Source organism: Wolbachia pipientis, assembly GCF_023661085.1.
Taxonomy (GTDB): Bacteria; Pseudomonadota; Alphaproteobacteria; order Rickettsiales; family Anaplasmataceae; genus Wolbachia.
This window is the reverse complement of sequence record NZ_JAHDJT010000024.1, coordinates 1-12,055: the sequence shown is the minus strand read 5'-3', so window position 1 is coordinate 12,055 and position 12,055 is coordinate 1. Positions and strand designations below refer to the sequence as shown.

Here is a 12,055-nt window from a genome sequence, read left to right as displayed (position 1 = left end):
AAGTTCTCTTGTCATTTTAACCTGTACAGATTGGGAAGTTAAACAAATAGCTTCAATACTATGATAAGGGTAACGATGAAGGTTGTCAAGTAGTTTTTTTGTTTCTATCAACTACCTAAATGACGGCTGGGATTGTATAATAGTTTAGTTGTACTAGAATTCAGTTTTTCGTATAATTTTACTAAAAAAGTATGAAAGGCCTATATATCAAGACTTACGGCTGTCAGATGAACGTTTATGACTCCGTTTTAATGGAGAATATAATTAAGCCTCTGGGGTTCAACGTTGTTAGTGACGCAGAAAAGGCTGATTTGGTGATATTGAATACTTGCCATATTAGAGAAAAAGCAGCAGAAAAGCTTTATTCAGAGCTTGGGAAGATTCACTCATCACGAAGAAATAAGGAAATTACTATAGTAGTAGCCGGATGTGTAGCACAAGCAGAAGGCGAGGAAGTGTTCAGAAGAGCCCCATTTGTGGACATCGTTGTTGGCCCGCAGAGCATTGCTACTCTGCCGGAGCTGATAGTCAAAGCAAGCAGAAGTAAAGGTCATGTGATAAATACCGATTTTCCAGAGGTTGCAAAGTTTGATAAATTACCAGATGAGTGTTACGGTAATAGCCAAGGATCTTCTGCGTTTCTCTCCATACAAGAGGGTTGTGATAAGTTTTGTACATTTTGTGTAGTGCCCTACACTCGCGGAGCTGAATATTCACGGCCAGTGAATGAAATATTCCGTGAAGCGCTGAAATTAGTCGCGAATGGGGCAAAGGAAATCAATTTACTCGGTCAGAACGTCAATGCTTACCACGGGGAATGCGAAGGGAAAATATGGGATTTAGGAAAATTAATTGGTCATATCGCTAAAATTGAAAAGCTAGAAAGAATCCGCTATACGACCTCTCACCCACGAGATATGCATGAATCTCTCTACTTTGCACATGCGGAAGAACCAAAACTCATGCCATTTATTCACCTGCCTGTGCAGTCAGGTTCGAATAAAATATTACGCGTGATGAACAGAAAACACACTGCGGAGGAGTATTTGGAAATAATAGACAGATTGCGCAAATTGAAACCTGAAATCGAATTTTCTTCTGATTTTATCGTTGGTTTTCCTGGAGAAACCGAAAAAGATTTTGAGGAAACTATGAAATTAGTAGAAAAAGTAAAGTACGCTCAGGCTTATAGTTTTAAATATAGCCCAAGACCGGGGACGCCAGGGGCGGAAAGGAAGGATCAAGTGCCAGAAGAAGTTAAAACAGAGCGCCTTCTTCGTTTACAGAAGCTCATTAGTGCACAACAACTTGAATTTAATCAGAGTGTGGTAGGCAAGACTATTCCTGTTTTATTTGGCAATAAAAAAGGCAAACATCAAGACCAAATTATTGGTAAGAGCCCATATATGCAATCAGTTTGCATTGATGATCCTGCAGGTAAATACAGAGACAAGATAGTAAGTGTGAAGATATTGGAAGTTTGGCAGAATAGTTTGCTAGGGACAGGAATGCTTTTGAATTTGTGATTTTCCAGAAAGTCATATATTCTCTAAATTTATCCAGTTAAAATGAATATGAAGTCAAAGCATTATCCTGATACAACGAGTAGTCCTAATTTTGCGTTGTTGGAAAAGGAAATCATAAAATTTTGGCAGGAAAGCAAAATTTTTGAGCGTTCAGTTGAAGAACGTTCCAAGGATAATTGTTTTGTCTTTTACGATGGACCTCCATTTGCAAATGGACTGCCACATTATGGGCATTTACTCACTGGTTTCATCAAAGACGCATTTGCAAGATATCAAACTATGCTGCAAAAAAGAGTTGAGCGTAGATTTGGTTGGGATTGCCACGGGTTGCCAGCTGAAATGGGTGCAGAAAAGGAACTTGGAATATCTGGTAGGACTGAGATAGAAAAATTCGGCATTGAAAAGTTCAATAACCATTGTCGTACTTCTGTGATGAAATTTTCATCAGAATGGGAAAAGTATGTAAATAGGCAAGCAAGGTGGGTAGATTTTTACAATGACTATAAAACCATGGACAAGTCATTCATGGAGTCGGTCATGTGGGCATTTAAGCAGCTTTATAATAAGGGTCTAGTGTATGAATCGGTGCGCGTTGTTCCCTATAGCTGGGCATGTGAAACTCCATTATCCAATTTTGAAACAAGGCTTGATAATGCATATAGAGAAAAGACTAGCAAAGCTGTAACTGTTGCGTTTGAGCTTTTAGAAAACCCAAAGCAGTTTAAACAAAAATGTAAGTTACTCGCTTGGACTACAACTCCTTGGACGTTGCCAAGCAATTTGGCACTGGCAATAGGGAAAAATATTGAGTATTGTGCAGTGTTAGTTCACTCCTTGGCGTCATTCCAGCGCGTGACGCTGGAATCTAGAGAGAAAGAAACTTGGATCCCAGTGTCAAGCACTGGGATGACAGAGAAGAGTGCTGGAATGACATTAGACCAACCTAATGAAATTTGCATCTTCGCTGAAAGCTACCTAGAGAAATTCATCGGTCATTGTGAACAAAACAATATCCCATATAAAAATTGCGATATAAAACTTAAAGCGGATGATCTTGCAGATCTTTCTTATAAACCACTGTTTGATTATTTTAAAGATACGAAAAATGCATTCCGCGTTTTCATAGCAGACTATGTTACAGCAGAAGATGGTACTGGTATTGTACACACTGCTTCTGGATTTGGTGAAGAAGATTTTTACCTTTGCCAAAACCATAATATTCCAGCCATTTGTCCAATTGATAACGGAGGCAAATTTACTGCTGAAGTTTCGGATTTAGCAGGAGTTCATGTCTTTGATACTAATGATACGATAATAAGAAAGTTAAAAGAACAAGGAAATTGGTTCAAAACCGAGCAATATATTCACAATTATCCACACTGCTGGAGAACTGATACTCCTTTAATCTATCGCACTATGCCTTCTTGGTATGTTGCTGTGACAAAGTTCAAGGAGAGGATGGCGGAGCTGAACAAAAAAGTTAATTGGATACCAAATCATATAAGGGATGGTCAATTTGGAAAATGGCTTGAAGGAGCACATGATTGGTCAATTTCACGTAATCGATTCTGGGGTACACCGATCCCTGTATGGAAATCAAACGATGCAAGATATCCGAGGGTAGATGTGTATGGTTCGATAGCGGAACTAGAGCGAGATTTTAATGTTAAAGTGGATGATTTGCACAGACCATTTATTGACACTTTAACAAGACCAAATCCTGATGACCCAACAGGAAGATCAATCATGCGTCGTGTGCCTGATGTATTCGACTGTTGGTTTGAATCTGGTTCAATGCCATTTGCGCAAGTTCACTATCCGTTTGAAAATAAAGAATGGTTTGAGAACAATTTTCCTGCAGATTTTATTACTGAGTATATAGCGCAAACTAGGGGATGGTTCTATACGCTTTTTGTATTATCCACTGCTTTATTTGACAGTGAACCATTTAAGAACTGCATATGCCACGGTGTTGTTCTCGATATAAAAGGGCAGAAATTATCCAAACGTTTGAACAATTATGCGGATCCGATGGAAGTGTTTGATAAATACGGTTCTGATGCGCTGCGTTTTCTTATGCTTTCCGGATCTATTGTTTGTGGTGGTAATTTGCTGCTTGATAAAGAGGGAAACTCAATCCGAGACGTTCTGAGAAACATAATAAAACCTATTTGGAACAGTTATCACTTCTTCACCATGTATGCAAATGCAGATGGAATTAAAGCTGAGGTTTGTAAAGATTATCAAAGCACTATTGATCGTTACATGATCTCCAAATGTTTTGAAGCTGTAGAAGGTATTCAAGCTTCTATGAACAACTACAATTCCCAAGAGGCTTGCAAAATTCTGATAGATTTTTTTGAAGTGTTAAATAATTGGTATATTCGTCGCAGTCGTGAGCGTTTTTGGAAAAGTGATTTAGATCAGGATAAGGCTGACGCTTATAATGTTCTATATACGGTTTTTTATTACATACTTCGGGCTGCAGCTCCTTTATTGCCGCTTATAACGGAGACTATATGGCAGGGGCTTAAATATAAAGAAACATCTGTTCATTTGGCCAATTTTCCACAATTAGAAAAGCTTGATAGCAAGCTCATTGCTAAGGTGGATTTAGTGAGAGAAATATGCAACTCTGCACTCTCTATCAGAAACACCTTTAATATACGTATTAGACAACCGCTTGGCAGTATGACCATTTATCACAAGTCTTCCTGTAGTTTTCTTGAAGGTAAACCGCTTTCTGTCATCCCGGGGTTCTCTCCTGTCATCCAAGTAGCTGACACTGGGATCCAGTGTGCTGCAGATTCAAATGAGTACCAAGAGATGATAAAAGATGAGGTGAATGTAAAAAAACTGGAGCTGGTAAACAAACTTGAAGGTATTGCATCACTAGAGTTAAAACTAAATTTCCCACTACTTGGAAAGAAGGTTCCAGACAAAATCAAAAAACTAGTTCAATATATCAAGGAGGGAAAATGGAAACAGATTGAAAACGAACAAATATTCTTAGGGGATAACTCAGAAAGCTACATTATAGAAAAAGGTGAGTATGAACTATTATTAAAAGCAAACAGTCAATATTCCTCTGCGTTTGATAACAACAAAGGAGTTGTTATCCTAAACACTGAACTAAATGATGAATTAATTCTAGAAGGGCTTGCAAGAGATATTGTAAGGCTCATTCAGGAAACTAGAAAACAAGCTGATTTTCATATATCCGATAGAATCAGAGTAGTAATCAAAACAGAGGATGAGAAAATTAAAGAAGCAGTGAACACGTGGGGTGAGTACATAAAAGAGCAGACTCTTGCCTTATCTTTAGAAATTAATGTAGAAATTGGAACCCATTTCTATTCTAAGAAATACCAAGATTTAATTGTTGGTATTAAGTTAAATTGTTAGTAGTTGCAAATTATTAGTATTTATGCTATACCTGAGGCAATTGGGGTAAGGTTATGGTATGAATGCTGTTGTAGATCCTGATAGAGTGATTAGCTCAAATAATAGTGATTTAGATAAAAAAGAACCTGTTGCTACTTCAGAAAAACAAAAATCTATTTCTAGTGTAGAGGGAAAGGAGAAGCATTTTGACATTCCACCAAGTATATTTCGTTATAAAGGTTATGACTCTGACTCTTTTACTTCCTGGTATAATATACTAAAAGAAATATTCGAAGAGATAAAGGGAATGTGCCCGGAAAAACGGGTGTTGAATTTAGCTCTGTCAGCTTTAATGCTTCCTTATATGGCTTCTATTTCATTGGGGTTAGTAGTGTAAACAGGTCTAAAGCAGACGGTAAAATACAAACCAGTCCGGAGGTAAATGAAACAAAAAAAAGTGAGGTAAGTGAAAGTACAGCAAAAAGATTGGCATATAGTGTTCTTGCTGCAATAGCGATTCCTGTTAATATAGTTGTGCTTGTCACCTTAATTATTCCTGCAACACTAGCTTTATCTGCTTTTTATCTTTTTAATAAGAAGTTATCTCATTCCTTGGTTGCTACTGTTAAAATAGGTAGTGGGTTGTATAAGAATGAACACCAGAATATTGAAGTATCTTTTCACGAGATAGATGCTGGTGAGTCAGACATTAGGTGGGATATGGAAATTAAGTTTCCACCACAATTTGAACAGTTACTTAGAGATTTGTGTGAAGATAAAAATGATAAGCTATTTGTTACACAAGATGCAGAGCATAATACCATACTGAAACTATCGGCTAATATCCACTTGAAAAATGGTCTTGTGCCTTTACGCAATGAGATCAGAAGTATGCTTGCAACTTCGATTCAAGGATTCACAGAGGCTATGGGAGAACTGTTAAAGCTAGACAAAAAAGATATTACATACGATAAGCTGAAGGAATTGTTGAACGAGTTCAGACTGAAAGCGGTGAATAGTGTAGATCCTAAGCTGATAAGTCACTTAATACAAGATGCTTACAGAGTTGCCCTTATACAAGCAACCAAATTTGCACAGCAAAGAAGAAAAGAAGGTTTTTCATTAGAAGAAAGACTGAAAGAAGTATTAGTAGAGCAAGAATTAAGAAGCCAAGGTAAGGAATTACCGACTGAAAAAGAGATAATAATAAAGGACCTAAAAGAACTAAAGAGAAAAGGGGCACTTGATTTAGCTGATGAAGATATAACAAGCGATAATGGATTTTCCGTGCTTAAAGCAGTATAGAAACAGCTTATAAAAGAAGGAAATAGCTAAAAGGACGATAATTGATGATTATAGGAATATATACCCTGAAGAAACAGCGGAGGCTTTACGTAAAGCTGAAGTGATGATAAAAGAGTTAAAAGGAATGGGAGAAAAAAGGTATGAGGAGATATGTGAAGAATTAAGAAAAATACATGGGGATATAGGAAAAAATAACTTAAAAGATAGTGCTCTGAAAAGGAAATTAGAAGATCTGTTTAAATTCGAGTATGGTGATCAAGAGGTTGAGAAAAGACTAATAAGATCAGTAATAAAAAGAGCTAAAGGTGAATTGAGACAATCAGATATACTTAATGAGGAGAAGCTAAGCCTAATAAGGAAGCTTGAGGGTTTAGAAAAAAAGATAAATGAGAAAACTTCAGAGGAAGTAAATGACTTTATAGCAAAAATGTATTTAGAAATAACAAAATGTAGAATTCAAAGTTTATTTAAAGAACAAGCGAAGGGTATAGAACGTTCATGTAAGCTACTAAAGAAAGATGCGCCGGATCTAGTGGCAAAGATTAACTTGCATCGTAAGGAAATTGAAGACTATTTAAAAAGTCCTAAACAATCTACATCATTAAAGGCAATAATAGAAGAAAACGAGGATTTAAATAAATACTTAGAAGATGAGCAAAATAGCAAAGGAAAAGAGCATCCGAATACAAAGTTAATAGAGCAGCACTTAAAAAATAACAAACAAATCCTAAAAGCATTAGAGAACTTAGAATCTGAAAAAGAGGGATTATTGATAAACGAAAAAACAAAAAATGATTACAAAAAAGAACTAATCTCTCGTGAAAAGATAAAATTTGCAATAATAGAAGATGATTTACTGGAGGCATTCAAGCAAGAAACTTTTAATGAAGCAAAAATCAAGGAGTTATTAGAAAAAGCAGAGCTTGAGTACTACTTGGCGGAAAGATGCATCAAACATCCTGTGATTAAAACGAAAAATAATATCAAACACTTTTGTCAGGATTTATTGTCTCCTTTGATAGGCAATTTGGTAGAGAAGATAACAAATCATATACCAAAAAATACATCAAAAGATACTGAGAGTAATTGGATAGGTTGGGATTGGATACATAGAAAGGTGATAAAGCCTGCGCAGATTGCTTGGAATTATAATACGCTTGGATTGTCAGCTATTGGAAACGAAAATAGTACAGAAGGAAAGGCGTTAAAAGTGGCACACGACACTTATGAAGAAGTAAAGACATTTCTTCAATATTTTGAGTCAAGTTATGAGGAGGTGGGGGGCTTGATAGGTAACGTATTTTCTGATGACGGTGAAACATTTAAAAGGGATATATGGCCTCAGATAAAAAATCATTTGCTTGGAATGTGGGATAGATTTTTTAAGGATGTTGAATTTACACTGATTAGCAAAGATGAATCAAAAAATGTTAGCAAAGAACTAGATGAGGTAAGCATAATGCAGCCATGGCGGGTTTTAGCTGTTTAGTTCTTTCACATCTGCTACTTTGCTGCAGATAGTAGTAATGATATGATTTATTTTATCGTCATCACAGCCCATTTGGGCAAGTTCAGCGTTTCCACCGCAACCCCTTCCAGTTACGGTAGATACCAGCTCTTTTGCACTGATCTTATCAGTTAAGTCTTTGCTTACTTTGACAATCAGCACTGTTTTATTTTTTTCCGTTGCTGTAAAAGCTATTACAGTTTTTGGTTTCTGTTGCTGCAGAATAAATTCCCTTATTATGCTTGCTGGAATGTCAGTAAAAGTGTAGCTTACGAAATTCATTCCATTTATTTCAGTGCTTTTTATGTTCTCTGCGCTTACGAGCTTTTTATAAAGGCTTTTTATTTTAGCTTCGGATTCCTTGCGCTCTTGGCTTAAAATACTGAGTCGGTTTGTTATTTCACTTATTGGCGCTTTTACGGATTCTGCAACTTTTTTCAAGTTGATTTCATTACCACGCACATAATTAATTGCTTCTTGACCGGTTAAAGCTTCGATCCTTCTTACTCCAGATGCAATAGAACATTCTGTTACTATCTTAAACAGGCCAATTTCTCCAGCACGTTCCACGTGCGTGCCGCCACATAACTCCTTTGAATTTCCAATGCTTACCACTCTTACTTGGTCGCCATACTTTTCGCCGAACAATGCCATAGCTCCTTCGTCTATTGCCTGATTCATGCTCTGAATTTTTGTAGATGTAGAAAAATTTTCTCTGATTAGAGAGTTTACCATATCTTCTATTGCAAACAGTTGATCCTGAGTAACTTGAGTGTTATGGCTAAAGTCAAATCGCAATCTATCTGGTGCAACTAGGGAACCTTTTTGAGTTACGTGATCACCCAAGATTTTTCTCAATGCAAGGTGCAGAAGATGTGTAGCTGAATGATTTCTTCTTAGGTCTTGCCTTCTTTTCTTGTCAATACTAGCTGTAACTGTGTCACCTTTACAAATTGAGCCAGATTTAACTACACACCTGTGCAAATATAGGTCGTTAATCTTATTGGTGTTTTCCACTGTGATCACGTCTGGGTTTGGAATCTGGATCCCAGTGTCGGAGCACTGGGATGACAATAAGAGAGGTACTGGGATGACAATAAAACTTCCAGTGTCACCCACCTGCCCACCTGATTCACCATAAAAAGGTGTTTTATCAAGTATAATGGTTACCTTCTCCCCTTCTTTCGCAGAATCAATTATTTCATTTTTAGGAGAAATTATGGCTATCACTTTTGCATCCTTTACCTCACTAAACTCATAACCGACAAATTCTGTTTTGCCAAATTTATCGATCAAATCAAACCATATTTGCTCAACAGACTTTTCGCCAGATCCGACCCATTTAGCGCGTGCCCTTTTTTTTTGCTCCTTCATTGCGTCATTAAAGCCTTTTTGGTCAAAATTTATTTTCCTCTCTTTTAAAATATCAAGTGTGATATCCAAAGGAAATCCATAAGTGTCATATAGCTTAAACGCCGATTCTCCTGGCAGAGTATCGCCTGTTTTTAAATCTGCAGTAAATTTCTCCAAGAGACTAATGCCTTTCATCAAAGTATCTTTAAAATTCTCTTCCTCTGATTTTAACGTTGCCTCTATTGAACTTTTGGCTCTAATTAGTTCAGGATAAACATCTCCCATATAAGCTGAGCTTGAGCTATCTATCAGCACTGGAAAAATGCGATGGAGTAGAGAGTCATTATATCCAAGCAGGTGGATATAACGTGCAGCCCTCCTAATTAATCTGCGCAGTACGTAGTTCCTGCCTTCATTTCCAGGGAGTATTCCTTCTGCAATTAGAAATACGGCTGCACGAAGATGGTCCGCGATGATCTTATGAGCTACTTTGTTTTCTGTATTTCCACAGAGCTCTTGCGACTTATTTATCAGAGCGGAAAATAGATCAATATCATAGTTATCATAAACGTTTTGCATGACAGCTGCTATTCTCTCAAGGCCCATTCCAGTATCGATGCATTTTTTTGGTAATTTTTGTAAATTACCCTCTTCATCTTTATTAAATTCCATGAATACTAGATTCCAAATTTCAACAACTCTATCATCATCTTGTAAATTAGGTTTTGCATGGTCATAAAAAATTTCAGAACATGGACCACATGAACCAGTATTGCCCATGCTCCAAAAGTTGTCATCTGTTGCAATTCTGATGATTTTATCATCCGAAAAACCACTTACCTTGCGCCAAATCTCGTATGCTTCATCATCAGTGTGATAGACAGTTATGGATAATCTATTTTTGTCAAGAGACAATTCTTCAGTAATGAATTTCCACGCAAGTTCTATCGCAGTTTCTTTGAAGTAATCACCGAAACTAAAATTTCCGAGCATTTCAAAAAATGTGTGATGCCTTGCCGTATAGCCAACATTTTCAAGATCGTTGTGTTTACCGCCTGCTCTTAAGCATTTTTGACTGGAAACAGCACGTTTCATCTTAGTTTTTTGTACACCGGTGAAGATGTTTTTAAACTGCACCATACCAGCATTTGTAAACATAAGCGTTGGATCGTGCTCTGGAATCAAAGGAGAAGAAGAAACCTGCTCATGGTTGTTACTTATAAAAAACCTTATAAATCTTTCTCTAATTTCGTTTAGCTTCATCGTTTTTATTGAGATTACCTACGAATAATAAGCTGTAATGAGGGTAAAATCAACTTATCGACCTAAATGTTAATATATATATCATTTAGTATAATAAAAGCAACTATTATATAAAAATTTTAATAAAAACTGTAGCCTCAGGCGGTTTGTTTACTAACATTAAAGAGATATTTGTTAGTTCGAGTAATATTTTTATTAATTAATTTAAGGAGTGTAGAATGCTAAAGGAGTTACTACAGATGAATCAACTTGAAAAGTTCTATAGTTTAATTGCAAACAGTAGAGTAAAGATTAGATTTACATCTCGATCTGATAATTATATGTCCTTTGCAGTTGAAGGGAGTCATGAAAGTGCTGTTAAGTCTTTCGATGTTATTTACACCGACGATAATGGTGGCCTCTCTGCAGTGAAAAACTATCGTGATATGATAACTCTTGGATCATATGGCTGGGTAAAAGGAGAAGATGGTTCTTATCGTAAACAAAGCGCAGATCTATGCTCCTTCAAGCAGGGAAGTGAAGGTTTAAATTATTGACCGATTTGTTTAACAACATAAAAAGACTTGGTTTTTCTACATATGATGGCAAAGAATTCTGTCGTGAAACTTTTTCGCCTTTTATTAAAGGAATGCGTAACCTGGATAGCCAAAGAACTACTGAAGATGCTAGCACCATCGGTAACACAACAGCAGAACTACCTGATCTTAAGCGATTGGAAGAATCCACTATTGAAGCGGTTGACTACAAGGTACAAGAAGGTAGCGAATATTTCACTGTAGAATCAGCCCCTTTAAAACAACAAAAACTTGATCTTGCACCAGATGAAACAACTGAAGAGATCAAACACGTAATGGAAGAAATAAAAAGGTCAAATGCTAGTAATGGAATTACGACTGAAAATATAGAGTGTGTTCAAGATATGACAAGAAAAAATGTTACTTTTTCCTCTAGTAAAGTCACATCAAGAAACGTACCAGCATTTTCTAAGTTGAGTAGCACAAATGCGACATTACCTCAATTGCCAAACGAATCAGGAATTATCGCCACAACAGTAGCAGAATTATCAACATTGAATGCTTATATTATAGCACCTGTATTATTAGTAGCTGCTGTTACTGTGGGTGGGTGCTGGTTTTTGCATAAAAAGAAGAGAGAAGATAGTTACGATGTTGAAAAAGCTGGTGTAGAAAATAAAGTAGAAGCTCCATTTTCTGAAGAGCAAAATTCTCTGCTTGATGAAGTAAACATTGAGCCAAGAACATATCGGTCTTTCCAACTTGATAATATTTAATCAGTTGTAAAAGCCACCATACTAGACTCTATTTACAAACTTTATTAGAGTAAGGATAGAGGAAGGATGGTGGCTTAAATTACGGTATAGAATTACTTAAGAGCACTCGTGAAAGTATGCGCATCAAGTAGTGGTAAATGGTTTAAACAATAAACTGAGTAATTTGCTCCTAAAGGCCTTTTAGATTAGATCTCTTGCATAACCTAAACTAAGCAGAAAAAAAGCAAAGATTGTGGATGTCTCCAAGTACCGAAATCCAAGAAAGAAAAAGGACGGTGTCATTCCAGCGCTCCTTTTTTTTGCCCAGTACTCGATACTGGAATCTAGGATACTATTTTAGCAATAAATATCTAAGAAATTTACCAAATAAAAAAAAGGCAAAGAAATCCCGAGTGGCGAGTTTTGACTCTATAATACTGTAAATTG

At 36.5% G+C, this 12,055-nt stretch carries 5 protein-coding genes and 1 pseudogene; 5 read left to right on the top strand and 1 reads right to left on the bottom strand.

Features of this window, described 5'->3' with window-relative positions; genetic code table 11:
* Positions 1–191 precede the first annotated feature (191 nt).
* The 3 genes and pseudogenes from miaB to DM84_RS06190 all read left to right on the top strand — a co-directional run bounded on the left by miaB (position 192) and on the right by DM84_RS06190 (position 7,704).
* A complete protein-coding gene (gene miaB, locus DM84_RS01710) occupies positions 192–1,526 on the top strand; it encodes a tRNA (N6-isopentenyl adenosine(37)-C2)-methylthiotransferase MiaB (RefSeq protein ID WP_250777976.1) in 1,335 nt (444 codons plus the stop codon).
* A gap of 48 nt (positions 1,527–1,574) precedes the next feature.
* On the top strand, positions 1,575–4,931 hold the full coding sequence (locus DM84_RS01705) for a class I tRNA ligase family protein (protein WP_250777978.1): 3,357 nt from the start codon (positions 1,575–1,577) through the stop codon (positions 4,929–4,931).
* Positions 4,932–4,989: 58 nt separating this feature from the next.
* Positions 4,990–7,704: pseudogene (locus DM84_RS06190) on the top strand (hypothetical protein).
* Here the strand turns inward: DM84_RS06190 and alaS are convergent.
* Positions 7,693–10,338 (bottom strand): alanine--tRNA ligase, encoded by a 2,646-nt coding sequence (alaS, locus tag DM84_RS01695; RefSeq protein ID WP_250777975.1) that lies wholly within the window; start codon positions 10,336–10,338, stop codon positions 7,693–7,695. The pseudogene DM84_RS06190 and the gene alaS overlap by 12 nt on opposite strands.
* Positions 10,339–10,556: 218 nt before the next feature.
* Between alaS and DM84_RS01690 the strand changes: the two genes are divergently transcribed.
* Together DM84_RS01690 and DM84_RS01685 are read left to right on the top strand one after the other, a co-directional pair.
* On the top strand, positions 10,557–10,874 hold the full coding sequence (locus DM84_RS01690; protein WP_250777974.1) for a hypothetical protein: 318 nt from the start codon (positions 10,557–10,559) through the stop codon (positions 10,872–10,874).
* A 5-nt stretch (positions 10,875–10,879) separates the two neighbouring features.
* Positions 10,880–11,629, top strand: a complete 750-nt coding sequence (locus DM84_RS01685; protein WP_250777973.1) for a hypothetical protein — start codon at positions 10,880–10,882, stop codon at positions 11,627–11,629.
* The last annotated feature ends 426 nt before the right edge of the window (positions 11,630–12,055 follow it).